The sequence below is a fragment of the Micromonospora sp. DT227 genome (assembly GCF_049841835.1).
Classification (GTDB): domain Bacteria; phylum Actinomycetota; class Actinomycetes; order Mycobacteriales; family Micromonosporaceae; genus Micromonospora.
This window is the reverse complement of the sequence record NZ_JBNCLA010000003.1, coordinates 103,592-129,150: the sequence shown is the minus strand read 5'-3', so window position 1 is coordinate 129,150 and position 25,559 is coordinate 103,592. Positions and strand designations below refer to the sequence as shown.

At 75.7% G+C, this 25,559-nt stretch carries 23 protein-coding genes; 9 read left to right on the top strand and 14 right to left on the bottom strand.

Translation table 11 applies throughout. The features are described from left to right. Positions 1–7 precede the first annotated feature (7 nt). The 8 genes from ACLQ2W_RS12895 to ACLQ2W_RS12860 all read right to left on the bottom strand — a co-directional run bounded on the left by ACLQ2W_RS12895 (position 8) and on the right by ACLQ2W_RS12860 (position 7,225). The gene (locus ACLQ2W_RS12895) at positions 8–769 is read right to left on the bottom strand and encodes a hypothetical protein (protein ID WP_405089722.1); all 762 of its coding nucleotides are present in this window, start codon (positions 767–769) and stop codon (positions 8–10) included. A 1,548-nt stretch (positions 770–2,317) separates the two neighbouring features. After that, complete coding sequence (locus tag ACLQ2W_RS12890) at positions 2,318–2,800, bottom strand: phage tail protein (RefSeq protein WP_281941795.1); 483 nt, start codon at positions 2,798–2,800, stop codon at positions 2,318–2,320. Between the two features lies 1 nt (position 2,801). Next, the gene (locus tag ACLQ2W_RS12885) at positions 2,802–4,028 is read right to left on the bottom strand and encodes a phage tail sheath family protein (RefSeq protein WP_107159804.1); all 1,227 of its coding nucleotides are present in this window, start codon (positions 4,026–4,028) and stop codon (positions 2,802–2,804) included. Positions 4,029–4,044: 16 nt separating this feature from the next. Beyond that, entirely contained in the window at positions 4,045–4,728 is a 684-nt protein-coding gene (locus ACLQ2W_RS12880) for a carboxypeptidase-like regulatory domain-containing protein (protein WP_425786577.1), read from the bottom strand. Beyond that, positions 4,725–5,333 carry a glycine zipper family protein gene (locus tag ACLQ2W_RS12875; RefSeq protein WP_425786576.1) on the bottom strand — a complete coding sequence of 203 codons (609 nt, stop codon included), beginning with the start codon at positions 5,331–5,333 and terminating at the stop codon, positions 4,725–4,727. Before ACLQ2W_RS12875 ends, ACLQ2W_RS12880 begins: the two co-directional genes overlap by 4 nt. Positions 5,334–5,346: 13 nt before the next feature. Continuing rightward, entirely contained in the window at positions 5,347–5,691 is a 345-nt protein-coding gene (locus tag ACLQ2W_RS12870; protein ID WP_107159812.1) for a hypothetical protein, read from the bottom strand. A 272-nt stretch (positions 5,692–5,963) separates the two neighbouring features. Next, a complete protein-coding gene (locus tag ACLQ2W_RS12865; RefSeq protein ID WP_425786575.1) occupies positions 5,964–6,800 on the bottom strand; it encodes an LppM family (lipo)protein in 837 nt (278 codons plus the stop codon). A gap of 131 nt (positions 6,801–6,931) precedes the next feature. Next, on the bottom strand, positions 6,932–7,225 hold the full coding sequence (locus tag ACLQ2W_RS12860) for a hypothetical protein (RefSeq protein WP_425786574.1): 294 nt from the start codon (positions 7,223–7,225) through the stop codon (positions 6,932–6,934). A gap of 193 nt (positions 7,226–7,418) precedes the next feature. On the opposite strand from ACLQ2W_RS12860, the gene ACLQ2W_RS12855 reads away from it, so the two are divergent. Next, the gene (locus ACLQ2W_RS12855; protein ID WP_425786573.1) at positions 7,419–8,567 is read left to right on the top strand and encodes an FUSC family protein; all 1,149 of its coding nucleotides are present in this window, start codon (positions 7,419–7,421) and stop codon (positions 8,565–8,567) included. Between the two features lie 58 nt (positions 8,568–8,625). Here ACLQ2W_RS12855 and ACLQ2W_RS12850 read toward each other — a convergent pair whose 3' ends face one another. Then, positions 8,626–9,615, bottom strand: coding sequence for a LacI family DNA-binding transcriptional regulator (locus tag ACLQ2W_RS12850; protein WP_425786572.1), 990 nt, complete (start codon positions 9,613–9,615; stop codon positions 8,626–8,628). Between the two features lie 117 nt (positions 9,616–9,732). On the opposite strand from ACLQ2W_RS12850, the gene ACLQ2W_RS12845 reads away from it, so the two are divergent. Further along, complete coding sequence (locus ACLQ2W_RS12845) at positions 9,733–10,968, top strand: MFS transporter (protein ID WP_425786571.1); 1,236 nt, start codon at positions 9,733–9,735, stop codon at positions 10,966–10,968. An 88-nt stretch (positions 10,969–11,056) separates the two neighbouring features. Then, positions 11,057–11,389 carry a hypothetical protein gene (locus ACLQ2W_RS12840; RefSeq protein WP_425786570.1) on the top strand — a complete coding sequence of 111 codons (333 nt, stop codon included), beginning with the start codon at positions 11,057–11,059 and terminating at the stop codon, positions 11,387–11,389. A gap of 126 nt (positions 11,390–11,515) precedes the next feature. Here ACLQ2W_RS12840 and ACLQ2W_RS12835 read toward each other — a convergent pair whose 3' ends face one another. Genes ACLQ2W_RS12835 through ACLQ2W_RS12825 form a run of 3 tightly spaced genes read right to left on the bottom strand, consistent with a single transcriptional unit; the run spans position 11,516 to position 13,123 of the window. Beyond that, positions 11,516–12,220, bottom strand: a complete 705-nt coding sequence (locus ACLQ2W_RS12835) for an MBL fold metallo-hydrolase (RefSeq protein ID WP_425786569.1) — start codon at positions 12,218–12,220, stop codon at positions 11,516–11,518. 40 nt (positions 12,221–12,260) lie between these two features. Then, complete coding sequence (gene crcB, locus ACLQ2W_RS12830) at positions 12,261–12,623, bottom strand: fluoride efflux transporter CrcB (RefSeq protein WP_425786568.1); 363 nt, start codon at positions 12,621–12,623, stop codon at positions 12,261–12,263. After that, positions 12,620–13,123: a FluC/FEX family fluoride channel gene (locus tag ACLQ2W_RS12825; RefSeq protein WP_425786566.1), complete on the bottom strand. Its 504-nt coding sequence runs from the start codon at positions 13,121–13,123 to the stop codon at positions 12,620–12,622. Before ACLQ2W_RS12825 ends, crcB begins: the two co-directional genes overlap by 4 nt. Before the next feature lie 308 nt (positions 13,124–13,431). Between ACLQ2W_RS12825 and paaK the strand changes: the two genes are divergently transcribed. Both paaK and paaI read left to right on the top strand, forming a co-directional pair. Further along, entirely contained in the window at positions 13,432–14,739 is a 1,308-nt protein-coding gene (gene paaK, locus ACLQ2W_RS12820) for a phenylacetate--CoA ligase PaaK (protein WP_425786565.1), read from the top strand. A gap of 1 nt (position 14,740) precedes the next feature. Then, positions 14,741–15,148, top strand: coding sequence for a hydroxyphenylacetyl-CoA thioesterase PaaI (paaI, locus tag ACLQ2W_RS12815; RefSeq protein WP_425786564.1), 408 nt, complete (start codon positions 14,741–14,743; stop codon positions 15,146–15,148). A gap of 223 nt (positions 15,149–15,371) precedes the next feature. Here the strand turns inward: paaI and ACLQ2W_RS12810 are convergent, their stop codons facing one another. Beyond that, positions 15,372–18,404: an AAA family ATPase gene (locus tag ACLQ2W_RS12810; RefSeq protein WP_425786563.1), complete on the bottom strand. Its 3,033-nt coding sequence runs from the start codon at positions 18,402–18,404 to the stop codon at positions 15,372–15,374. A gap of 189 nt (positions 18,405–18,593) precedes the next feature. Here ACLQ2W_RS12810 and ACLQ2W_RS12805 point away from each other — a divergent pair, with 189 nt between their 5' ends. The 4 genes from ACLQ2W_RS12805 to ACLQ2W_RS12790 all read left to right on the top strand — a co-directional run bounded on the left by ACLQ2W_RS12805 (position 18,594) and on the right by ACLQ2W_RS12790 (position 25,094). After that, positions 18,594–21,524, top strand: a complete 2,931-nt coding sequence (locus ACLQ2W_RS12805) for a helix-turn-helix transcriptional regulator (protein WP_425786562.1) — start codon at positions 18,594–18,596, stop codon at positions 21,522–21,524. A 110-nt stretch (positions 21,525–21,634) separates the two neighbouring features. Beyond that, positions 21,635–22,405 carry a DUF5995 family protein gene (locus ACLQ2W_RS12800; RefSeq protein WP_107160365.1) on the top strand — a complete coding sequence of 257 codons (771 nt, stop codon included), beginning with the start codon at positions 21,635–21,637 and terminating at the stop codon, positions 22,403–22,405. A gap of 97 nt (positions 22,406–22,502) precedes the next feature. After that, on the top strand, positions 22,503–22,934 hold the full coding sequence (locus ACLQ2W_RS12795) for a hypothetical protein (RefSeq protein WP_281941770.1): 432 nt from the start codon (positions 22,503–22,505) through the stop codon (positions 22,932–22,934). 63 nt (positions 22,935–22,997) lie between these two features. Beyond that, positions 22,998–25,094, top strand: coding sequence for an amino acid transporter (locus tag ACLQ2W_RS12790; protein WP_425786561.1), 2,097 nt, complete (start codon positions 22,998–23,000; stop codon positions 25,092–25,094). A gap of 203 nt (positions 25,095–25,297) precedes the next feature. Here the strand turns inward: ACLQ2W_RS12790 and ACLQ2W_RS12785 are convergent, their stop codons facing one another. Further along, positions 25,298–25,504 carry a hypothetical protein gene (locus ACLQ2W_RS12785; RefSeq protein WP_091574126.1) on the bottom strand — a complete coding sequence of 69 codons (207 nt, stop codon included), beginning with the start codon at positions 25,502–25,504 and terminating at the stop codon, positions 25,298–25,300. Positions 25,505–25,559 lie beyond the last annotated feature (55 nt).

The window sequence follows — 25,559 nt, the reverse complement described above, 5'->3', positions numbered from 1 at the left end:
GATGCGGTCACGGCGTACCTCCCGTCGTGGTGGTGGCGTCGAGCGGAGGCGTGGCGAGGACGGACGCCGGCACCGCCAGCGCGGTGCCGGCCGGCACCGTGAGCGGGTCGGTGATCCGGTTGTGTTCGGCGAGCAGCCGCCAGCGCAGCGGGGACCCCAACGCGTCGTGGGCGAGCAGGTCGAAGCGCACACCCGACCAGCCCGGCTCGGCCGCGCCGTCCGCGGCGGCCACCACCGCCGAGCCGGGCGTCACGGTCGGGGTGCTCGCCGCGGCCAGCTCCGCCTCGAAGCCGGCCTGCGCCGCCTCGGCGCTCTCCGCGACCCGGACCAGCCGTAGCCGCAGCCAGGAACGCCGGGGCGTGCCGGTGAGCGTGAACGCGTCGAAGCGTTCCGCGATCGCCGCGATCACGCCCGGCACGTTCCAGGTCTTGCCCCAGACCAGCCGGACCAGCGGCGGACGCGGCCAGCCGTGCTCGACGGTGGAGTTCTCGGCGAGCATCCACAGCGGACGGGTCAGCGCGCGGACATCGTCGGGGCGGGCCGGGGACTCCACGAAGTCGATGTCGAAGAGCAGGTCCAGCACCAGTTCGGTGCGCCCGCCGCCGGTGAAGACCAACGGGTCGTCGGCGAGGCCGGCGCCGGTGAGCGACCCGTCCGGTCCGCCGCGCGGGCGTATCCCGGCCAGCCGGGTGACCTGCACGGTCTCCGGATTGAGCAGACAGTCGACCCGGGTGCCCGACTCGTCCACCAGGAAGGCGACGCGTTCCATCAGCCACCCGCCTGTTCCCGGTCCAGCAGGGCGTCCCGGAACCGGGCGTCCCGCGTGGCCGACGCCCGGGGCGCCGGCTCGTCCGGCAGCGCCGGCCACGGGTCCCGGTGCGCCGTGCCCGGCTCCGTCGTCCCGTTCGCGCCCGTCGGTTGTCCCGCTCCGAACGGTCGCCCCGCGCCGCCGGCCCGACCCGTGCCGGTCTCATCGGGCAGGGCCGGCCACGGGTCGACCGGACGATGCCGGCCTCCGTCGTGCTCCGTCGACGCCGACGGGAGTGGTCGCCGCCACGACGGCGGCACCGGAAACCCGCCGCCTTGCACCCGGTCGGGTCCGTCGTGTCCGGCCCGTTCGGGCCCGGCCCGGTCAGGCCCGTCGACCGATCCCCGTGGCGCGGGTCCGAACGAGAGCGGAAGCACGGACTCCCGGACCGACCACCCGTCCGCCCCGGCGCGCGTCGGCCCGGCGGTGGCGTCGGCCCGGCGCCCGTCCCGGCCGCCACGACGGGAGTCGGCCGCCGCGTGTCGGCCCGGCGTCCCCGCCCGGTCCGGTCCGGCTCCACCGGGTACGTCCACCCGGTCCGCGCCCTGGTCGGGCCGTCGGGTGTCGCTCGGCGATCGGGTGTCGCCTGGCCGTCCGGTGTCGGCCGGCCACCCCGTGTCGGCCGGTTCCGCGGCATCGTTCCGCCTCGGTGTGCCGTGGTGCCTCGTGGCGCCGCCAGCGGGTGCCGCGGAGACTCCGGAAGCCGCTGCGTCAGGCGCCGGTGATCCGGCGGCCGGTGATCCGGCGGTCGGTGATCCGGCGGTCGGTGATCCGGTGGAGCGGGAGCCGGCATTGGTCCGAGGGCCGGGGGACATCGCCCCGGATGCTGCCCCCGTCGGGTCGGCCCGGGCCGGCGGCATGCCCCGGCCTACCGGTGCCGTGCCGCCCGGATCCCATCCTGTCGGCACCCGGGTCGGTCCGGCACCCGCCTCCCTCGGACCCGGGCGCCACTCCGAGTCGATCCACGCCGCCCCGCCGTCCAGGTCGGAGCCGGTCACCGCCGCCGCATCCGGCCCGCCGGGCCGCCCCCCTCCACCGCCCTCCTCGCTACCACTGGACGGGACACTCGTCCCAACTTTCGGGCGCTGGTGAAGATCTTGGTAGGAAGCGGCCCCGTGGGGGGCCCTTTCATACCAAGATCTCGGCGAGCCGAGCCGCCGGGCCACGCCGACGCCATCGGTCGGGCGCGCTCTCCACCCACGCCACAGCCGTCCCACCCGGCCCCATCCCGCCCCGGCCCGCGCGGAACGCCCGGTGATCAAGGAGTTCGTGTCGGCGACGGGGTCAGAGCCGACGCCCACTCCTTGGTCATCGCCGACGGGCGCGGGGTGGGGGAGGTCCCGGAGGAGGCCGGGGGCGTGGGCGGCCACCAGACGGAGCCAGTGTTCGGGAGGCTCGCCGGGGCGGCGCGACGGCAGGGCCGCCGGCGGCACGGCGGGACGCCGGTGGGCGTCGGGTGACGGGTCCGTCAGGCGGTCGGCGGTGGCCCGCAGCGCGCGGGCCAGCCGGTCACGCGGTCGCCGGGGCGGTCGCACTGCCGGACTCCAGCTCCAGCCCCTCGTACGCCAGGGTCAGCGCCTCGATGGCGATCTCCTGGGAGAGGGTGTTCAGGTGGGCGCCCCGCCACCGGGTCGGCCAGGCGTTGATCATGTTCCAGCGCAGCACCTCGGCGGTGCCGGCCGGGTCGAGCAGCACCACCGAGACGTTGCGCCGGTTGACCGTGCCCTTCGCCGCCGCGTTCACCCAGTCCCACAGCTCCCGGGCGTTGGTCAGGCCGAAGTGGAGCGTCACCGGCGCGTACTCGACCTGCCCGGGCACGGCCCGGATGCGCTCGTTGCCGGCCTCCCGGTACGCCAGCGACGGGATCGCCACCTCGAAGCCGCTGACCTCGGTGAAGTGCCCGTTGGTGATGCCGTTGATGAGCAGCTTGAAGTGGTACGCCCGGTACGGGTCGACGGGCGCGCCCGGCTGCGGGGTGGCCGTGGTCGGCATGTCAGCCTCCGATCGTCTCGGTCTCGGTGCCGCCGGCCCACTGGCTCAGCTTGAACACCACGAACTCCGCGGGCTTGACCACCGCGATGCCGATGTGCGCCACCACCATCCCGGCGTCGCGCACGTCGGCCGGGTTGGTCTCCTCGTCGCACTTGACGAAGAACGCCTCCTCCGGCGTACGGCCGAGCAGCGCGCCGTCGCGCCACACCCGGGTGAGGAACGCGCCGATGTCGCGCCGGATCGAGCGCCACAGCGTGAAGTCGTTCGGCTCGAACACCATCCACCGGGTGCCGTTGGCGATGGCCTGCTCGATGGAGATGGCGAGGCGTCGCACGTTCAGGTAGCGCCACTCGCTGGCCTCGGCGGCGAGCGTCCGGGCGCCCCAGAGCCGGATGCCCTCGCCGGCGAAGAACCGGATCACGTTGACGCCCTTGGGGTTGAGCACGTCGTGCTCCGGCCGGGTGACCCGGTACGCCAGGTCGACCGCGCCGCGTACCGGCTCGTTGGCCGGCGCCTTGTGCACGCCACGCAACGCGTCGGTGCGGGCCCAGATGCCGGCCACGTGCCCGCTCGGCGGGGTGAGCACCAGGTCGCCGCCGAGCGGGTCGCGGACCCGGATCCAGGGAAAGTAGAAGGTGGCGAAGTCGGACTGCCGGGGCCGGTCGCCGCCGGTGCCGGGCGCGTCGTCGTCGCTGTCCTTCGGCGTACCCTCGGCGGGTTTGCCGGTGGTGGGCTTGCCGGGCGTGGCCACCCGGGTGAGCCGGGAGACGTCGGTGACCTCGGGCGGCGGGTCGCAGATCGCCACCATGGTGCGCAGCCGCTCGGCGGTGCTGATCAGCGCCTCGTGCGACACCGGGTCGTGGTAGCCGGGCGCGGCCAGGATGGCGATCTCGTCGATCGCCTCCAGCAGTTGCAGGCCGCCGCGCCGCCCACCGGTGCCGGTGAGTTGGCCGCCCTCGCCGACGTTGACCACCCAGCACCGGGTGCCGCCGTTGTCCAGGAAGCCGAAGACGGCCCGGGCCAGCGGGGTGCTCTCCAGGTGCTCACCGTCGGCGTAGAGGCGCAGGAACTCGGTCCAGCTGTTGACCGCCATCGGCCGGTCGACGTGGGCGGTGCGGTCCGGCGCGACCCCGACGAAGGCGGCCGTGCTGGTACCGACCGGGCCGATGGGACGGGCCCCGGAGGGCACCTCCTCGACGTAGATGCCGGGGGAGAAGTAGGTGGGCATCGGTCCTCCTCGGGAGTCAGTCGGGGGCGGGCACGACGATCAGGCCGTCGGCGGCCGGGTCGAACTCGGCGGTGTGCACGCGCCCCCGACCGACCAGCCGGATCCGTACCGGACGGTCCGGGGCGTCGGGGTCGTGCGGCACGCCGACCAGCCGGAACCGGCCGGCGGCGTCGGTCTCGGTGGCCTGCGCGGCGCCGACCAGCTCCACCCGCATCGCGGCGAGCGGCTGGTCCTGCGGCCCGACCACCCGGCCGTCGAGCGTGCGCATGCCGAGCTGCCGCAGCCGCAGCGGCTGGCGCACCGGCGGCGCGGTCGGCGTCGGCCGGTCGATCCGGGCCGGCACGTCGAGCAGCAGCGCCGGCCGGGGCGGCACGCCGAACGCCCGCCACAGCGCCGGGTCGCCGGCGGCCAGCACCAGCTCCGCCCGGCCGCCCCCGTTGGTGGCGGCGGCGAGCACCCGGTCCAGCGCCGGCACCGCCGCCGGCCCACCGCCGCTGACCAGGAGCCGGACCACGAAGCGGTACGGCTCGCGCGCCGCGCCGCCGGCCGCGGTCTGCCGGGCCGGCCGCAGCTCCAGCGGCCAGACCGTGAGGCCGCCGGCCGGGTCGTCGCGGGGCGGGCCGACCGGGACGGGCTCACCCGCCGTCCCGGTCAGCCAGGCCGCGACGTCCGCGACGGCCGCCTCGATGGCGCCGGTCATCGCGGCGGCGTCCCCTGGATCCGGTACGCGATGGCCTCGTTCCAGACGTGCGGGTAGACGCCGATCTCGAAGTAGCGGGTGAACCTGTTGATCGGCGCGTTGGTGTGGTCGTGCCAGAGCAGCCACACCGGGGCGACGGTGAACAGCACGTAGTTGAGCGCGACCAGCGGCAGGTAGAGCGGGCCGAGCAGCCGGGCCTGGAAGACGTGCACGTCCTCGTGCCGTTGGATGCCGGGGCTGGATCCGGCGCAGACCGTGCCGATGGTGGTGGCGTACCGGGGCGAGACGCCCTCGACCACGTTGACCCGGCCGCTGCCGGCCGAGACGACCCGGTCGAGCCGGTGGCCGACGACCAGGTGCAGGGCCAGGTAGAGCGCGCCGGCGAACGTGTTGAGCAGGCTCCACGTGTGGTCGACCACGAAGCGGAGGATGCCCTTCGCGTCGGTGCCGTAGGTGCCGGCCGAGGCGGTCGCCCAGCCGAACGGCGCGCCGACGAGCAGCCCGACGACGGCGCCGACCAGCAGCCCGACGGTGCCGGCGGCGGCCTGCCCGAGCACCGCGCCGAAGACGATCTGCGCGGCGGCGCTGAGAATGCCGAAGACCATGGCGGGCACCTCCTCAGACCCAGGAGCGGACGAAGCGGGGCTCGTGCCCTTGGGCGAGCTGGGTCGGCGACGCCTGCGTCGCCTGCCGGTTGCCCGGGGGCAACTGGTTGATGCCGAGCGCGGCGGAGAAGATGACCAGGCCGTTGAAGAACGCGATGATCCACTTCTCCGGACCGGCGTCGTCGGCGAACGCGGCGGTCAGGTACGACAGCAGGAGCGCGACGCCCAGCGCGATCCACTTGCGCGCCTTGTCGCCGCTCGGCCCGATCAGGCCGCCGATGACGTTGGTCGCGAGCAGGGTGGCGGCGCTGGCGCCGGTCAGGCTGCCGAGGGCGGCCCAGGTGAAGAGATCGTTCACGGCGATCCCCCTTTTCGACGGTGCGGTGGTGCGGTCGGGGTTCGGTGGTGCGGCGGCCCGAGGACGGCGTCCACGGGTGGCGCCCGGTGCGCGGTGGGGGACCGGCGGGTCGCCGCCGGTACGGCGGAAAAGCTGTGGCCGGGGCCGGGGCCGGGGCCTGGGCGTCGGTGGCCCAGGGCGGGGCAGAGGCCGGGTGGCCGGGGTCGGGGCGGGGCGTCGGTGGCCGGGTGGCCCGGGGTCGGCAGGTCGATGGCCGGTGCGGTCGGTGGGACTCAGGTCGGCCGGTCGGCCGGGGGCGTCGGCGCGGTCCGGTCGGTCGGCGCGGTGGGCGCGGTGGGCGCGGTCGGCGCGGGGGTCGTCGGGGACGCGGGCGGCGCCCCGGCCGCCGGGCCGCCCCGGGAGCGGCGCCGCAGCAGGACGACCACCACGACCGCGGCGACCACCAGCAGCCCGACCGCTCCGCCGACGACCGGCAGCCAGGGGAAGGAGCCGCCCCCGGTCACGGCGGCGACCGCGCTGGCGGACGGCGTCGGTGGCGCCTCGGCGACGGCCCGCAACTCGGCCGGCTTCGGCTGGTTGGCGACGACCTGCCAGCTCACCGAGCGCCCGTTGACCGTCCCGTTGCTGTCGAGCACCCGGCCGGGGAACGTCACGGAGATCTCGAACGCCATCAGGGTCATGAACGCCTGTTGATTCCGGGGATCTTGTTCGGCCACCTTTCCGCCGTATTTCTTCGGGTCCAGCGGAAGGGAGAAGCGATAGAGATCGCCATCCCGGACAAGATTCACACTCTCGCTGGTGAATTGTGACAGCGGTGTTTTTCGGTAGGCGATCTGAATGCCGTAGGAGGTGGCGTCCTCGTACCGGCTCTCGGTGCCGACGGGGAGCGTGGGAATGTTCTGTCGGAGCTCGGCGAAGGCCGCCGGGACGTCCGGGTTGCGCTGCTTGAGCACGGACTTCTGGGCGGTCAGCAGGAGCTGGCCGGAGACCGTGTCGTCGGTGTTCACGGTCAGCCCGAGGTTGAGCTGCATGCAGCCGCTCAGCGTCGCCACAAGGGCGAGACACACCGCGAGGCGGAATGCCCGGCTGCGGCGGAGTCTCGTATTCATGGTCCCAGTGTGCGCGGTCGCGCCGTGGCCGGCAGTCAGCGATCAGCCGCCGCTTTGTCGCCGATCTTACCGGCCGCCTCTCCCATTCGGACGACCCCGGGAACGTACGCGATCGATATCCTGAAAGGTTGTCACTCCGCCTTTCCCGGCACCGGCTCCGCCGACGTGATCCAAAAGACCGGAATGCCGGCGGCCACCCGCACGAAGTCGGCGAGCGGGGCGTGCCGGTCCACCGGCACGGTCGGGCGCGCCCCGGGCGCGAGCGCGCTGCGCCGGCCGGGCACCCCCAGCGTCACCAGTTCCGGGGGCCGAGCCCACCGCCGTGCCGCCGGGCCGCGAGCCCGTTCCACACCCGGCAGCCCCCGGTTCGGCCGGCCGCCCCGGTACATCCACCGTCCGTGCCGTCGCCACAGTCCCGTACCCATCAGCGCCCCTCTCCATCAGGGACCCGCGCGCACGGCGACGACCAGGGTCGATCGGCATCCGACGCGTCGATCTTGCGGTTCCTGCCCCGACAAAGCGGGTGAACGACCCGAAGCGTGGGCTGGAACCGCAAGATCGCGCGCGGGGTGCGGGCCGGTCCCGCAGGATAGGGCCGGGGTGGAACGGGAGGCGGGGATGAGCGGGGTACGTGAGGGCCGGCGGCGGGTTGGGCCGGCCGTACGGGCGGCGGCCGGGCGGCTGCGGCGGGGCTGGCTGCCGGTGGTCGAGGCGACGCTCGCCGCCACCGTCGCCTGGATGCTCGCCACCCGGCTGGTCGGGCACCCGCAGCCGTTCTTCGCGCCCGCCGCCGCGCTGATCGTGCTCGGTCAGGCGCGGGGCCAGCGGATCCGCCGGGCGGTGGAGGTGGTGCTCGGCGTGGCCGCCGGCGTGCTCGTGGCCGACCTGGTGGTCCAGGCGCTGGGCCCGCGCACCACCTGGACCGTGTTCACCGTCATCCTGCTCACCGTCGCGCTGGCGGTGGCGGTCGGCGCCAGCTCGGTCACCGTGGTCCAGGCCGCGGTCTCCGCGCTCTACCTGGTGGTGGTCTCGCCCCCGACCGAGTCCCTGATCCCGTTCCGGTTCGTCGACGCGCTGATCGGCGGCGCGGTGGCGGTGGTCGCCAGCCAGCTCGTCGACGCCCGCCGGCCGCTCGCCCCGCTGGTGGCCGAGTTCCGGCACACGTTCAGGGAGCTGGCCGGCGTGCTCGACGAGGTCGCCGACGCGCTCGACCACGCCGACGACGAGGCCGCCCTGGCCGCGCTGGACCGGGCCCGGCACGCCGACGCCGGGGTGGACCGGCTGCGGGACGCGGTCCAGGCCGCCGGCGAGGCGCTCCGGCTCAACGTCCGGCGTCGCCGGCACCTCGGCCGGCTGCGCTCCGTGGCCGGTTCGATCCGGCAGATCGACTACGCGGTGCGCAACGTGCGCGTGCTGGCCCGGGCCGCGGTCACGGTCATCCGCGGCGACGCGCCCGTCCCGACCGACCTGGGCGCCGCCGTTCGCACGCTGGCCGACGCCGTCCGCGCGGCCGGCGACGCGCTCGCCGCCGACCTCAACGGAGAGGAGGAGACCGCCGACGGGCACGCCGCCCGGGCGGACACGGCGGCGCTGGCGGCGGTACGGTCGGTCGGCCGGCTCTTCGCCGCCGGCCCGACGCTGCCGCTCGCGCTGGTCATCGGGCCGGTCCGGGCCACCGCCATCGACCTGCTGCGCGGCGTGGGCGTGGACGACGACGCGACGGTGCTCAGCCGGGTCGACGCGGCGGTCACCGGGCCGGAGCGCTGAGGGTGCCGCCGGCGGCGGATGGCCCGGAACGGCGAGACAGGCCGCTGACCGCCGCCGCTCAGGCGCTCTCCCGGGTCACCAGCGTGGACGCGAAAGCGGTGCTCGGCGCGACCGGCGCCCGGGTCAGCACGGCGGTGGCCGCGGCGGTGGCGATCCGGTCGACCGGGTGGGTCGCGGTGGTCAGCGCCGGGCTGCTCATCGCCGCGTACGGCAGGTCGTCGAAACCGCCGACCGCCACGTCGTGCGGCACCCCCAACCCGTGCCCGCGCAGCGCGGCGATCACCCCGAACGCGGTGGCGTCGCTGGCCGCGAAGACCGCGTCCAGGTCCGGCCACCGGCGCAGCGCCGCCAACGCCGCCGCGCCGCCCCGCGCCGCGGTGAAGTCGCCGGTCACCAGCCGCTCCGGCGCCCCCGCCTCCCGCATCAGCTCCCGGTACGCGGTCACCGACCGCTCCGCGCAGGTCAACCAGCGCGGGCCGGTCACCATGGCGATGCGGCGCCGGCCGGTGGCGTACAGGTGGCGCAGCACCGCGCCGGCGCCGGCCGCGTTGTCCACGTCGAACGACGGCACGGTCGCCGAGCCCTGGCCGATCGAGACGACCCGTCCGCGCAGCCGGGTCGGCACCGCGTCCAGCGCCGCCCGCGTGGTGTTGACCAGGATCACCCCGCAGACGCCCCGGTCCGCGCCGAGCCGGCCCAGGCCGGACGGGTCGTCGAGTGGCAGCCACTCCAGCGCCACCCCGATCCCGTGCGGCGCGCACACCCGCGACGCGGCGCTCACCACCCGGTGCACGTACGGGTCGTCGAAGACCGCGTCGGTCCGGCCCACCACGGCCACCACCAGTCGGACGCCGGCGCCGCGCACCAGCGCCCGGGCGGTGACGTCCGGCACGTAGCCGAGGTGGTCGGCGGCGGCGCCCACCCGGGCCCGGGCCTGCGCCGAGGCGAACCCGTAGCCACCGAGCACCCGCGAGGCGGTGGCCCGGGACACCCCGGCGGCCCGGGCCACGTCGTCGAGCGTGGCGGGTCGTGCGGTCGGCGTACCCATGTGCGCATCATGCCCGGTCCGGACCGGACATGGTAAGGGGTGGGAGCGCTTGTGGTGGTAGCGCTCTCAGGTGTGCGATGGTCGTCGGGAACCATTCGGGGAAGGGACTACCGCACCGTGAGCAACGCCCTCGACGCGCCGGCCGCGTCACGGCCACCGGCCTTGCGGCCGGTGCTGGCCGCCCGCAACGGCGTCGCCGTCGTCTTCGCCCTCAACGGGCTCGCGATGGCCAGCTGGTTCTCCCGGGTGCCGGCGGTCCGGGAGGCGCTCGGCCTCAGCCCGAGCCGGCTCGGCCTGCTGCTGCTCTGCATGTCGGTGGGCGCGCTGCTGGCCATGCCCGCCGCCGGTCTGGTCACCCAGCGGATCGGCCCGGCCCGCACGGTGGTCGTGGCGACCGTGCTGGTCGCGCTCGGCATGACGGTGGCCGGTCTCGCCACCGGCCTGGCCGGCTGGGTGGTCGGCGTCGGGCTCGGGATCGCCGCGTTCGGCTTCGGCTCCGGCCTGTGCGACGTGGCGATGAACGTCGAGGGCGCGGTCGTGGAGAGGCGGATCGGCCGTACGATCATGCCCCGCTTCCACGCCGCCTGGAGTCTCGGCTCGGTGGCCGGGGCCGGGCTCGGCGCGGGAGCGGCCCGGCTCGACGTGCCGATCGAGGTGCACCTGCCGGTCCTGGCGGTGCTGATCCTGACCGGCACGCTGCTCGGGGCGCGGGCGTTCCTGTCCGCGCCGGCCGAGTCGACAGGCGCGGGCGAGCCGGCGGCCCGGCGGCGGGCGCTGCTGACCGCCTGGCGGGAGCCGCGCACCCTGCTGGTCGGCCTGCTGGTGCTGGTCATGGCGTTCACCGAGGGCAGCGCCAACGACTGGCTGGCGGTGGCGTTCGTCGACGGGTACGGCGTCGACGAGGCGGTCGGCGCCGTCGTGTTCGGCGTGTTCGTGGTCGGTATGACGCTGGGCCGGACCCTCGGCACGATCGCCATCGACCGCTGGGGACGGGTGCCGGTGCTGTTCGGCACCATCGGGCTCGCCGCCGTCGGCGCCGCCCTGGCCGTGCTGGCCGGCTCCGGTCCGCTGGCCGTGGTCGGCGTGGCGTTGTGGGGGATCGGCGCGTCGCTCGGCTTCCCGGTCGGGATGAGCGCCGCCGCCGACGACGAGGAGAAGGCCCCGGCCCGGGTCAGCGTGGTCGCGGTGATCGGCTACACCGCGTTCCTCGCCGGGCCGCCGCTGCTCGGCTTCCTCGGCGACCACCTCGGCGTGCTGAACGCGCTCGGCCTGGTGCCGCTGCTCCTGCTGCCCACGCTGGCGCTGGTGCCGGTGCTGCGCGCGCCGGCCGGAGCGGACCGGCCGGCCGGCTGAGCGGCTCAGCCGACTCCCACTGCACTCCCAGGCCCCTGCCAGGCGCGCGTGCTGCACTGGAGTCCGACGCCGAGGAGAGGAGGCGGGCATGGGCTGGTTCAGCCGACGGGCCGCCGAGCCGACAACGCCGACGAAGCTCGACCGCGAGGCGAACCGGGAGGATCTGGCGCAGCTGGAGGCGTTCGTGGCCAGCCGGCGCGGGGTCGAGTTCTATCTGGAACCGGAGACCACCGCCACCGACACCACGGTGGTCGCCATCGCTCACGACGGGGAGTGGATCCGCCGCCGCACCGGCTCGCCCCGGGTCACCGGCAAGATCGCCCAACGGCACGCGGTGCCGCTCTACGAGGCGGCCCGCACCGGCTACCCGGAGCGGATGCGGGCCTGGAACCGGGCGCACCCGGAACGCCACGCACGCTGACCTGCGGCCCGGCCCGGCCCGGGCCGTCTGGGCCGGCTGGACCGGACGGGTCGAGGCCAGGGGCGGTGCGCTCCGGGCCGGTCCGCGCCGGGTCATCGCGGTCGCGCGGGGTGTGCCGGCGGCCGCTCACTCGCCGAGCGCGGCGCGGGCCTGGTCCCGGCCCAGCGGCTCGTCGTGCGCGGAGACGTACCACTCGACGTGCTCGGAGAGCAGGCTCCGGGCCAGCGCCAGATCCGGCCCGTCGGTCGGGCCGCGTTCGTGCAGCGGCGGCGGGTACCAGCAGTCGCCGAGCAGCAGCACCCGGGAGTCCGGCACCAGCACCACCGTCGAGTCGGGGGCGTGCCGACCACCGACGTGCCGCAGCACCACGCCGGTGGGCAGCATCAGCTCGTCGGTGAACGTGCGGGTCGGCGGCAGCACCGCGAAGCCGTCCCAGTCGTCCACGGCGAGCGCCCGCGCCCGGTAGCTGGGCCCGAGCCGTGGCTCGGCGTGGACCCGCTCCCGCAGGTGACGGTGGCTCCACGGGCGGGCCGCCTCGGCGCGCAACGGCGCGACCCCGGCCTCGTGCCCGACGATCTCCACGCCCGGCCAGGCGCAGGCGCCCCAGACGTGGTCCCAGTGGTGATGGGTGTAGACCAGCCAGCGCGGCTCCGGCAGCCGGGCGGCGGCGACCCCGGCACGGATCTCCCGGGCGTGCGCGGGACTGTGGCCGGCGTCGACGAGCACGCTGCCGCGATCGTCGGCGACCACCGCCACGGTGGGCCGCACCGCGCCCGGGTCGGGGTCGCCGGGGAACAGCCAGACCCGGTCGGCCAGGTGGCGCAGCTCCATGGCGGGATGCTATCGCCGCCCGCCCCCGCCGGCTGCCCCGTCAGCCGGTGAACGCGGCGGCCAACGCGTACCCGACGAAGGCCGCGCCGAGCCCGGCGACCACGCTGACCAGCACATTCGCGTACGCGTGGAGACGCGCGCCGGTGCGGGCCAGCCGCAGCGTCTCGTAGCTGAGCGTGGACCAGGTGGTCAGCGCGCCGCAGAAGCCGGTGCCGACCAGCGCGGTCACCGCGGGATCGGCCGGCACCGCCAGCACCGCGCCCAGCAGCAGCGAGCCGGCCACGTTGACGGTCAGCGTGCCCCACGGGAACGCGGAGTCGTGCCGGGCCTGCACCGCCCGGTCGGCGAGGTAGCGCAGCGGAGCGCCGAGCGCCGCGCCGAGCGCGATCCAGAGGACGGTCACCGGGCCTCCCCGCGCCGGGCGGCCAGCAGCCGGCTGGTCACCACGTCCCCGACGGCGACCGCCAGCAGCGCGGCGAGCACGGTCGCGGCCAGGTAGACCAGCGCCGTGCCCGGCGCGCCGGCGGTCACCAGACGTTGCGCGTCGACCGCGTACGCGGAGAACGTGGTGAACCCGCCGAGCACGCCGACGCCGAGGAACGGCCGGACCAGCGGCCCGGCCGGCCGGGCGGTGAGGACCGCCATCAGGACGCCGATCAGCAGGCACCCGGTGACGTTGACGCCGAACGTGGCCCAGGGGAGACCGGTGGGCGGGTGCGGCGCGGCGGCCTGCGCGCCGGCGCGGGCCAGCGCGCCGAGCACGCCGCCGGCGGCGATCACGCCGAGCACCGCCGCCGGGCGCGCGGTCAGCTCCGTCCGGTCGGCGGGTACGCGGAGATCGACGTCCGGATCGACGCGGGACTCGGGCGGTCGTCGCACGGTGCCTCCCACCAGGACGGGCATCACTGGCAGGGACCGTTGGCGTGGTCGCGGTTCTCCCGGCGCCTCCCGGGACGGCGGGCCCCACCGCCGGCTCACCGAGCATAACCCGCCCTGCCCCACCCTGCCCCACCCTGCCCTGACCCCCGCGCCTCCTCGTCGATCTTGTAGTACCGGCCCCGGCAAAGGGCGCGAACCGCCCGTGCGGAGGGCGGTAACCGCAAGATCGGCGAGGAGGTGGCGTTGACCTGGCAGGGTGGGCCGTACGGGCGTACGGTGAGCGGGTTCCCGCCCGGCGCGGCGGCGTCGGGCCCGTCGCGCAGGAGGCAACCGTGCAGGACCGCACCCCTCGTCCGGACGAGCTGGATCCCGCCGAGCGGATCGGCGTCGACGAGCTGCGGGCGCTCCAACTGGACCGGTTGCGCCACTCGCTGCGGCACGCGTACGCGCACGTGCCGCACTACCGGCGCGCGTTCGACGCCGCCGGCGCCCACCCCGACGACGTCCGCGACCTGGCCGACCTGGCCCGCTTCCCGTTCACCGCCAAGGCCGAGCTGCGGGAGAACTACCCGTTCGGCATGTTCGCCGTGCCCCGGGAGCGGATCGCCCGGCTGCACGCCTCCTCCGGCACCACCGGACGCCCCACCGTGGTCGGCTACACCCGCGCCGACCTGGACACCTGGGCCACCCTGATGGCGCGTTCGATCCGGGCCGCCGGCGGCCGGCGCGGCGACCGGGTGCACGTCGCGTACGGCTACGGCCTGTTCACCGGCGGCCTGGGCGCGCACTACGGCGCCGAGGAGCTGGGTTGCACGGTCATCCCGGTCTCCGGCGGCATGACCGAGCGGCAGGTCATGCTGATCCGTGACCTCGAACCGGAGGTCATCATGGTCACCCCCAGCTACATGCTGGCCATCGTGGACGAGATGGAACGCCAGGGTGTCGACCCGCGGGCCACCTCGCTGCGGGTGGGCATCTTCGGGGCCGAGCCGTGGACCGAGGACATGCGCCGGGAGTTGGAGCAGCGGCTGGACCTGCACGCGCTGGACATCTACGGCCTGTCCGAGGTGATGGGCCCCGGCGTGGCGGTCGAGTGCGTGGAGACCAAGGACGGCCTGCACCTGTGGGAGGACCACTTCTATCCCGAGATCATCGACCCGGTCACCGGCGCGGTGCTGCCCGACGGCGAACGCGGCGAGCTGGTGCTGACGTCGCTGACCAAGGAGGCGATGCCGGTGGTCCGCTACCGCACCCGTGACCTCACCCGGCTGCTGCCCGGCACGGCCCGCCCCATGCGGCGGATCGAGAAGATCGCCGGACGCACCGACGACATGATGATCGTCCGGGGGGTGAACGTCTTCCCGACCCAGATCGAGGAGCTGATCCTGCGGGCCCCCGCGCTGTCGCCGCACTTCCAGTGCGTACTCGACCGGCAGGGACGGCTGGACACCCTCACCGTCCACGTCGAGCGCCGCGCCGACGCCGCCGAGGCCGACGCGGAGCGGGCCGGGGCGGCCCTGGTCGAGCAGGTCAAGAACACCATCGGCGTCTCCGTGGCGGTCCGGGTGATCGAGCCGGACGGGGTGGAACGCTCGATGGGCAAGATGCGCCGCATCGTCGACCAGCGGCGGGAGCACTGAGATGACGGACGACGGCGGGCGTACCGCGGCCCACGACATGTTCGACGCCGATGTCGCCTCGACCGGGCTCGGCATCGAGCTCGTCTCGGCCGGCGACGGTGCGGCAGTGGCCCGGATGCGGGTCACCCCGGCGATGCTCAACGGGCATGCGATCGGCCACGGCGGTTTCGTGTTCCTGCTCGCCGACACCGCGTTCGCGCTGGCCTGCAACAGCCACGGCCCGGCCACCGTGGCCGCCGGCGGCGAGATCACCTTCCTGCGCCCGGTGCGCGCGGGCGACGTGCTGGACGCGTACGCCACCGAGCGGGTCCGGCACGGCCGCAGCGGCATCTACGACGTCACCGTGCGACGCGGCGACGAGGTGGTGGCCGAGTTCCGGGGACACAGCCGGGTCATCGCCCGCGCCTGACCCGGCCCACCCCGCCCCGCGTCCGCGTCCGCCCCGGCCACTTCGTCGATCTTGGACTAGTGGTGCCAAGGTATGTCGGTTTACTCCTGGTATCGGAGGTGCCACCACTCCAAGGTCGATGAATCGCGCACGTGGCGCCACCGGCCGCTTGCCGGGTGCGACTGTTCACGGCCGCTGCCCGGGCCGGAGTGGCCCCGTGCCCGCTCCGACCCGGACGCGACCGTCAGGCCGCCAGCCCGAGCGCGGCGTCGGGCGGCGTCGGTGTTCGCCGGCCCCGGCCCGCTCGTTCGGGCAGGCCGGCCACCCAGCCGACCCGTGCCGAGCGGCCCAATGCGACCCGTGCCGAGCGGCCCAATGCGACCCGTGCCGAGCCGTCAGGTGCGACCCGTGCCGAGCCGTCAGGTGTGACCCGCGTTGGACCGCCGGATGCGACCCGTGCTGGGCCGCCCGGTGCGACCCGTGCCGCGCCGTCAGGTGTGACCCGTGCCGCGCCGACTGGCCGGTACGGGGCCGGGTAACCCGGTCGGGTCCGCCCGTCGCCACTGACCGGAGCGTCCGGTTGCCCGCCGCTGACGGCGCCGTGCCGTCGCCCGGCGCCGTTCGGAGTGTCCCGTTGCCCGAGGTCGACCGGCGGGTTCCGCGGCCCGATCTCCCCCCGTGACGGGTCGGCCCGGATGACGGCCGCGTCGGCGTACCCCGATCGCTCCGTCGCCGACCGGAGTGCGGCGGCCCCGTCCGGTCCGGACGGCGGGACGGGCGCCGGTCGGGCCCCTCCACCCGACCGGCGCGACCGCCCCGCCCCGAGCGGGCAGGTCACCCGCTCCTCGGCGTCCCACCCGGGGACGCCGGTCCCCACCGGCGCCGGCAGGCGCGCGGGAGCCTCACCCGGCTGGTCGGCCACCTGGCGCACCACGCCGGCACCCGGACGGCCGCTGATTCCCCGGTCAGCGACGCCGGCCCCCGTGCCGATACCCGAACGGCCGCTGATCCCTCTGTCAGCGATGCCGGCCCCCGTGCCGACGCCAGTCCCCGTGCGGGCCCCCCGCCCGACGCCGGTTCCCGTCCGGGTCCAGGCTCCCCACCCGGCATCGGTTCCCGCCCCGATGCCGGACCCGGCGTCGACGCGCGCTCCGACGACCGCGCCGGAGCGCGCGTCGGTCGCCGGCCCGGGGATGGCCCCGGACCGGACGGCGACGGGTACGCCGATGCGGTCGGCGCGGATCGCCGGCACCGACCCACCGCTGGTCAGCCGGCGGACGAAGTCCGCCCGCACCGCACGCGGCAACCGGTGCGCGGCCACCCGGGCCACCACCGGCTCGACGATCGTCCAGCCGCCCGAGCCGCCCGGGCCGCCCGAGCCGCCCGGGCCGCCCGAGCCGCCCGGGCCGCCCGGGCCGCCCGGGCCGCCCGGGCCGCCCGAGCCGCCCGAGCCGCCCGAGCCGCCCGGAATACCCGAGCCGCGCGGGATACCCGAGATGCCCAAGACACCCGGGACGGTGGTGCTGCGCGAGCCGACACCGGTGCGCCGGACGCCCACGCCCGCTCCGGTGTCCGAATCAGCCCACTCGCGCGCACCGTCCGGCGCGGTCCCGTCCGCGCCCGCGTTTCCGCCGGCTCCCGGGACGGCGCCGGCGCCGACGCCGGTGCGGCGGAGCAGGCCGGCCGCGGCCAGGGCGCGCAGCACCGGCCCGGCCTGGCCGGCCGGCCAGGCGAGCATCCGCTCGACGGTCGCCGCGGTGACCGGGCCGCCGACCACCGCGCCCGCCATCAGCACCGCGCGCTGCGCGCCGTCCAGCCGGTCCAGCCGGGCGTCCACCAGCCGGCGGACCGGTGCGGGCACCCCGGCCGGCTCATCCTCCGCCGCGTCGGCCGCCACGTACGCGCTCGCGACGGCCGGGTTGCCGCCGACCAGCGGCAGCAGCGTGGCGGCCAGCGCGGCGGGCCGGTCGGCCCGGTCCAGCAGGTGCCGCAGCAGACGGCCGGTGTCCCGCGCGCCCAGCGGCGGCAACCAGATCCGCAGCCGCCGGGCGACCGGCGCCGGCCGCGGGTCGGCGTGGCCGGCGCCGTGGGTGGTGACCACCGCGAGCGCCAGCCCGCGGTCGCCGGCCGCGGCGTACAGCTGGCCCAGGAACCGGTGCAGGGCCGGCGCGGCCCGGTCCAGGTCGTCCACCGCCACCACCACCGGGCTTCCGGCGGCCCGGTCGAGCAGCAGCTCGCGGGCGGCCACCGCGGCCCGGGCCGCCGCCGCGGCGTCGCGCGGCGCGGCGAGGAACGCGGCCAGCGCCGGGCTGGTCGCGGCCCATCCGGCCGCGCCCGGGGCCGAGCCGGGCAGCGGGCGTACGGTGGCCGGCCGGTCGGTCGCATCCGGGGTGAGCAGCGCGCGGACCAGGTCGGCCAGCGGCGCCAGGTCTCCCTCCGGGTACGGCGGGCAGTGCGCCACGCACCAGCGCACCGCCGTGCCGTCCACGCGCGTCACGGCGCGGGTCAGCTCGTGCAGCAGTCGGCTGCGCCCGCTGCCGGGCGGCCCGGTCACGGAGATCCACCGTGGCCGGCGCTCACGCAGCGCCCGGGTCACCGCGTCGGCCGCGCCGGCCAGTTCACGCCGGCGGCCCACCAGCGGGCCACGGTGCCGGGTCGGCCGGTACGGGGACACCCCGGTCACCCGCCAGACGTCCAGCGGCAGCGTCTTGCCGGCCATCGTCGCGGTCGCGAGTGGACGCTGCTCCACGAGGCCGGCGACCGCCCGCCGGGTGACCGGGCAGACGACCACGCCGCCCGGCGGCGCGTACTCCTGGAGCCGGGCGGCGGTGGTGATCACCGCGCCGCTGGCCGCGCCGTGGCCGCCGTCGCGGGCGCCGGTCAGGTCCACCAGCACCTCGCCCGTCGCCACGCCGACCCGCACCCGCAGCCGGGCGTCGCCCGGCGACCGCCGGTCCAGCGCCGCCTGGATCTCCAGTCCGGCCCGGACCGCCCGGTACGCGTCGAAGCCGTCGCAGCCGGGCGCGCCGAACAGCGCCATCACGGCGTCGCCGACGTACTTCTCCACCACGCCCCGCCACCGGCGCAGCACGCCGGAGACGGTGCCGAAGTAGACCCGTTGCAGCGTCCGCACGTCCTCCGGGTCGAGCCGTTCCACCAGACCGGTCGAGCCGACGATGTCGACGAAGAGCACCGTGACGGTGCGGCGTTCCTCCGGTACCGGCCAGAGCGCCGCGCGGGCGGCTTCCCGACTCGCCACGGGCGTGGTGATCAACATCGCACCCACCCTTTCCCTGGTCCGGTGCCCGACGACCTCCGGACACTTTCACCACCGGGCCCTCGGGGGATCGGTAGGACGACGTATGTCGGCCACGCGCAACCGTTAGTCGTGTTGTCGACGCGGGAGGTACCACAGGGCCCGGAACGCCGTAGAACGGTGCGGGGACCTGTGACTAGGCTGCGTCCCATGGCCAGCGACGTGGACTCCGCACCGCTCGTCGGCCGCGCCGGGACCGTGGCGACGCTGCGCTCGGCGCTGCTCGACGACGTCGCCCCGGGGCACACCGCGGCGGTCTTCCTCACCGGCGAGAGCGGGGTGGGCAAGACCCGGCTGCTGAGCGAGGTCGGCGAGCAGGTGCGGCAGGCCGGCGCGCTGGTGCTCACCGGCACCTGCCTCGACATCGGCGACGCCTCGCCGCTGCACCCGGTGCGCCAGGCGCTGCGGCGGCTCGACGCCGATCTGGCCGAGGCGCGCACCACCTCGGCGGTCCGGGGCCTGTTGCAGGTGTTCGACGAGGAGACCCCCGGCCCGGACGGCGCGGGCGCGCTGCTGGAACGGGTCGCCCAGGGGCTGCACCTGGTGGCCGGTGGCCGGCCGCTGGTGCTCGTGCTCGACGACCTCCAGTGGGTCGACCGGAGCACCCGTCAGCTCCTGCTCTATCTGCTCGCCGGCCTGGGTGACCTGCAACTGTCCGTGTTGGCCGCGATCCGCGCGGAGTCGCTGCGGGGCGCGCACCCGCTGCGCCGGGTGCTCGCCGAGCTGCGCCGGTTGCGTTCCGTCCAGGTGGTCGACCTGCTCCCGCTGGACCGGTCCGGCACGGACGAGTTGGCCGCCGCGATCGTCGGCGCGCCGCTGCCGCCGGAGGCCGCCGACCAGTTGTGGCAGCGCAGCGGCGGCAACCCGTTCGTGGTGGAGGAGCTGGCCCGCGACCGGCGGGACGGCCGCGACGGCCTTTCCGACACGCTGCGCGAGGTCTTCCTGGGCCGGGTCGACGCGCTGCCCCAGCCGGCGCACGCCGTGGTCCAGGCGGTCGCCGCCGGCGTCGAGCCGGTCGAGCACTGGCTGCTGGCGCAGGTGGTGCGGTTGCCCGAGGACGAGCTGCTCGACGCGGTGCGCGAGGCGGTGGCGCACCGCCTGCTGGTCGGCGCCGACGACGGCTACCGGCTCCGGCACCGGCTGGTCGCCGAGATCCTGGCCGACGCGCTGCTGCCCGCCGAGCGGGCCGCGTTGCACCGCCGCTACGCCGAGGCGCTCACCGCCGCCCCGGCGGAGCTGCACCAGGCCCGGCTGGCCCACCACTGGCGGCAGGCCGGCGAGCCGGCCCGGGCGCTGCCGGCGGCGATGGCCGCCGCCCGCGAGGCGGAACGGCTGCACGGGTACGCCGAGGCGCACCGCCACTGGTCGACCGCGTTGACGCTGGCCGCCACGCCGGCCATGGTGCCACCCGACGGCGGGCGGCCGGCGCCCGTCGAGGTGGACCGCGCCGAGCTGCTCAGCCACGCCGCGGAGGCCGCGCACCACAGCGGCGAGCACGCCCGGGCGCTGACCCTGCTGGCGGAGCTGTCGGCCGATCCGGCCGGCCCGCCGACCTGCGCGTTGCACATCCGGCGGGCCCGTTACCTGGCCGCCGCCGGCCGTTCCGCGCCGGCCGAGGAGGAGTACCGACGGGTGCTCTCCGCGGCCGACTGCTCGCCGCACGAGCGGTGCACCGCCGCCGCCCGCCGCGCCGAGCTGCTGCTGCACCTGGGGCGCTACGCCGAGGCCGGCGAGCAGGCCCGGGAGGCGCTCGACCTGGCCGCCGCCGTGCCCGGTTGCACCTCCGAGGTGGTGCTGGCCAGCTCCGCGCTCGGCTTCAGCGAGGCGTTCCTGGGCGACCCGGCGGACGGGCTGACGGTGATGCGCCGGGCGCTGGAGACCGCCGAGTCCTCCGGCCGGCCGGAGGACGTGGCCTGCGCGTACCTGCACCTGGCGGAGCTGCTCACCGGGCCGCTCAACATCCTGGAGGAGGGTGTCGTGGTGGCCCGCCGCGGCGCCGAGCGCGTCGCCGAGCTGGGTCTGGGCCGCACCTGGGAGACCCGGCTGCTGGCGGTGGCGACGAACGGGCTGTTCCGGGTCGGGCAGTGGGCGGAGGCGGAGAAGGTCGTCGCCGCCGCGCTGCGGCACCGGCCGTCCGGCGCGGACGCGGTCGAGCTGCTGCTGGCCCGGTGCCGGCTCTCCGTCGGGTACGGCGACGTCGAGGCCTCCGACCGTGACCTGGAGGCGGTCGCCACGGTGCTGGCCGGCGGCGGCGCCCGGCACGTGCTGCCGATGCTCATCCTGCGCGCCGGGCTGGCCATGTGGCAGGGCCGGCACGACCTGGCCCGGCAGGCCGTCCAGCGGGGCCTGACCGAGAGCCGCTCCGACGACGTCATCGTGCTGGCCACGCTGGCCTGGCACGGGCTGCGGGCCGAGGCCGAGGCGGCGGCCAGCCGGACGGTGGAGGTGGACCCGAACGCGGTGCGCCGGCTGCGCGAGGTGGTCGACCGGGTGACCCGCAAGAGCGCCCAGGCGGGTGCCCCGGTCCGGTACGTCGCGGACGGTTTCCTGGCGCTCTGCGACGCCGAGCTGAGCCGGCTCGACGACGGCCGGGGCGACCCCGAGCTGTGGGGCCGCTCGGCCACCGAGTGGGACCGGCGGCACCACCCCTATCCGGCGGCGTACTCCCGCCTGCGGCAGGCCGAGGCGCTGCTGTCCCGGCGCAGCCGGATGGCGACCGCCGGCAAGCTGCTGCGCCAGGCGCACGCGACGGCGCAGGCGCTCGGCGCGGTGCCGCTCAGCGCGGAGATCCGTACCCTGGCGGGTCGGGCCCGGGTGACCCTGGACGACGCGCCGGCGCCGGCGCCCCGGCCGCGCGCGGCGCCCGCGGTGCCGGCGGTGGACGAGCTGGCGGTGCTGACCGCGCGCGAGCGGGAGGTGCTCGCCGCGGTCGCCGAGGGGCTGACGAACAAGGAGATCGGCCAGCGGCTGTTCATCAGCGAGCGGACGATCGGCGTGCACGTCTCGCACATCTTCGACAAGCTCCAGGTCCGGACCCGGGTGCAGGCCAGCGCCATCTTCCTGCGCAACCGTCCGGAATAGACGTACGCCGAATACGTCGTTCTACTGATCCGACCCACGCCCGGCGGCTGGCAGGCTGTCCGGCGGAGTCGGATGGCGTCGTGGGGGGCGCCGACCATCGTGGAGGAGAGATGACCGAACCGGTCTGGGGTCCCGTGCACCAGGACATCGTCGGGTTGCTCGCCGACCACCCCGCCGACGTGCCGGCGGTGGTCGACCACCTCACCAAGTTGCAGGACCTGCTGGTCCGGCTCCCGCCGCTGGAGGCGAGCTGCCCGCTCGCCGACTTCAACCGGCTCTACCTGGTCATCACCAGCACGGTGCTCGACGGTCTCTACGAGGACCGGTTCGTCGATCCGGCGTTCCTGGCCCGGCTCGACGTGGAGTTCGCCGCCCGCTACTTCGAGGCGCTGCGGTTCTGGACCGACTCCAGCCCGAGCACGCCGCGCGCCTGGTCGTGCCTGTTCAAGCGGATGCGCGGGCCGGACGCCCGGCCACTGCCGTCGGCCGCCGCCGGGGTCAACGCGCACATCAACTACGACCTGCCGTTCGCGCTGGTGACGACGCTGGAGAGCCTGGAGTCCGAGCCGGTCGACGGCAGCGACCAGCACCGCGACTACCTGGAGATCAACAAGATCTTCGCGGAGCGGATCCCGGAGCTGCGCCGGGGCTACCTGGACCACTGGCAGCTCATGATCGACATGGTCAACGGCGACATCGACGACTGGTACCAGGGCGAGCTGGTGGAGTACACCCGCAACGTGGCGTGGCGCAACGCGCAGAAGATCTGGCACTGCCGCCACGACCCGGACGCCCGTGAGTGTGAGCGGACGCGGCTGGACGACAACGCCGCGCTGCTCGGCCGGCTGCTGCTGTCGCCCCTCGGGGCGTTCCTGCAGTAGCCGGGACGGGGGGTCCCCGCGTCCCGCCGTCCGGGCGCGGGACGCGGGGATGCCGTCCGGTGGGTGTCGAGCCGGTCCGGCCGGGTACGACGGGGCCGTGTCATATCCCGAACCGACCGGCCCGCCAGGTCCGGTCCGTCACTTCCCGTTCCGCTTCGACCCCGCGTTCCGGCTGCCGCTGGCCCTGCTCGGGGTGCGGTCGGAGACCGCCACGGTGGAACTCGCCCCGGACGCGCTGGTCGTCCGGTTCGGCCCGTGGCGGCTGCGGACCACCCCGGCCAACGTCGTCGACGTCGAGCTGAGCGGACCGTACCGCTGGTGGCGGGCGGTCGGCCCGCACCTGTCGTTGGCCGACGGCGGCGTGACGTTCGGCAGCAGCGTCGCCGGCGGTCTCTGCCTCCGGTTCGACGAACCGGTGCCGGCGCTGGCGCCCGGCCCTTGGCCCCGACACCCGGCGGTCACCGTGACCGTCGCCGACCCGACGGCACTGCGCGACGCGCTGGCGCCCGGTTCTTCCGGTGGTGCTTGACCGGTTCCGCCGGGCCACGCCCCGGCCACCGCCTACCGTGATCAGGGGGCCGGAGGGGAGCAGATGGCGCAGGCACGGGACGGGGAGCAGCCCCGGCGTACGCGGGACCGCCGCCGCGAGGCGCACGCCGCCGCCGCGGCCCGGGCCGGCCGGCACACCGAGCCCGGCGACCGGGCCACCCGCGCCCCGGGCACGCTGCCGGAGCGGGTGGCCGCGCCGACCCGTCCGGCGGCCCCGGCCGACCGGCTGCACCGTTGGCTGTTCCAGCACCGGGTCGAGCCGGTCGGTCCGGAGGTCGGGGAGCACCAGGCACGGGCCCACCCGTGGTGGCAGGTGATGTGCCTGACCGGCGTCGACTACTTCTCCACCCTGTCCTACCTGCCCGGCATCGCCGCGGTGGCGGCCGGCGCGCTGAGCCCGCTGGCCACGCTGCTCATCGTGGCGCTGACGTTGCTGGGCATGCTGCCGATGTACCGGCGGGTGGCCCGGGAGAGCCCGCACGGGCAGGGCTCGGTGGCCATGCTGGAGCGGCTGCTGCCGTTCTGGCGCGGCAAGCTCTTCGTGCTGGTGCTGCTCGGCTTCGTGGCCACCTCCTGGATCATCACGATCACGCTCTCCGCCGCCGACGCCAGTGTGCACCTGCTGGAGAACCCGGTGCTGCCCGCGTCGTTCCCGCACGGCACCACCGCCGCCGTGCTGGTGACGGTGGTGCTGCTGCTGGTGCTCGGCGGCGTCTTCCTGCTCGGGTTCAGCGAGGCCGTGCAGGTCGCCATTCCGCTGGTGGCGGTCTTCCTGGCGTTGAACGCGGTGGTGGTGGTCGCCGGGCTGGCCCAGGTGGCCGCGGACCCCGGGCTGCTCACCGACTGGACCGCCCGGCTGACCCGGGTCGGCGGCGCCGGCGACGTGCTGGCCACCAGCGTGCTCGCGTTCCCGCTGCTGGTGCTGGGACTGTCCGGCTTCGAGACCGGGGTGAGCATGATGCCGCTGGTCCGCGGCGACGGCGCCGACCCGGAGCGCCGGCTCGCCGCCCGGATCCGCAGCACCCGTCGGCTGCTCACCACCGCCGCGCTGATCATGTCGGTCTACCTGGTCGCCACCACGTTCGTCACCACGGTGCTGATCCCGCCGGCGGCGTTCGCCCCCGGCGGGCCGGCGAACGGGCGGGCGCTGGCGTTCCTCGCCCACGAGCGCCTCGGCGAGGCGTTCGGCACCGTCTACGACCTCAGCAGCGTGCTCATCCTCTGGTTCGCGGGCGCCTCGGCGATGGCCGGGCTAATCAACATCGTGCCCCGCTACCTGCCGTCGTACGGGATGGCGCCGGAATGGGGCCGCGCGGTCCGCCCGGTGGTGCTGGTCTACACCGCGATCAGCATCGCCATCACGGTCGCCTTCTCCGCCGACGTCAACGCCCAGGCCGGCGCGTACGCCACCGGCATCCTGGCCATGATGGTCTCCGGCGCGATCGCGGTGACCATCTCGGCGGCGCGGGCCCGGCACCGGCGCGCCGCGGCCGGGTTCGCGCTGCTCACCGCCGTGCTGCTGTACGCGCTCGCGGAGAACGTGGTGGCGAAGCCGGACGGCATCACCATCTCCGGCTTCTTCATCGCCGGAATCGTCGCGGTCTCGTTGATCTCCCGGGTCACCCGGACCACCGAGCTGCGCGCCGAGCGGATCGAGTTCGACGGCCCGGCCCGCCGGTTCGTCGACGAGTCGGTCGCCCGGGACGGGCGGCTGCATGTCATCGCCAACAAGCGGCAGAGCGGGTCGGTGAAGGAGTACCGGGTCAAGGAGCGGGCGCAGCGGTCGATGAACCCGGTTCCGGGCGCCGCCGACGTGCTCTTCCTGGAGATCGACGTCAGCGACCCGTCGCAGTTCAGCCACGTGTTGCGGGTGCACGGGGTGGAGATCGGCGGGTACCGGATCCTGCGGGCCCGCAGCCCGGCCGCGCCGAACGCCATCGCGGCGATCCTGCTCGCGCTGCGCGACGCCACCGGGGTCCGCCCGCACTGCCACTTCGAGTGGTCGGAGGGGAACCCGATCGCCCACCTGCTGCGCTACCTGATCCTGGGGCGCGGCGACACGCCGCCGGTGGTCCGCGAGATCATCCGAAAGTCCGAGCCCGACCCCACCCGGCGCCCCGGCATCCACGTCGGCGGTTGAGGTTGAAGGCGGGGGCCCCGCTTAACGCCTGCGGTAGAGGCGGGGGCCCCGCTTAACACGCGCCGAGGCGGCTGCATACTCCTCAACCCAGCCTCCTAGGATGCCGTGGCGGTGGTGACGGCGGCGGGGCGGGGCACGGAACGGCCCGCGCTCGCTGGGCGGGCGCGGGCCGGGGGGAGTGCGGGTTACGGCAGACGGCGGACCTACTTCGACGGCTCCGGAAGCTTGCAGTCGATCTTCGGGTTGGCGCCGATGTAGTTCAGCGGACCGGCGACGATGGTGACCAGGATCGTGCCCGCCTCCGCGCAGTTGGTGTCGTCGTTGCCGTAGTAGCCGCGCTGCCCGGCGGCGATCGCGCCGATGATGAGCCAGATGACGACCAGGACGCCGACTATCGAGGTGCCGCGCATCAGTTGCCTCCACGGGGTTGTGGTGAGTTCGAGGTGGAGGGCATGTACCCCGCGC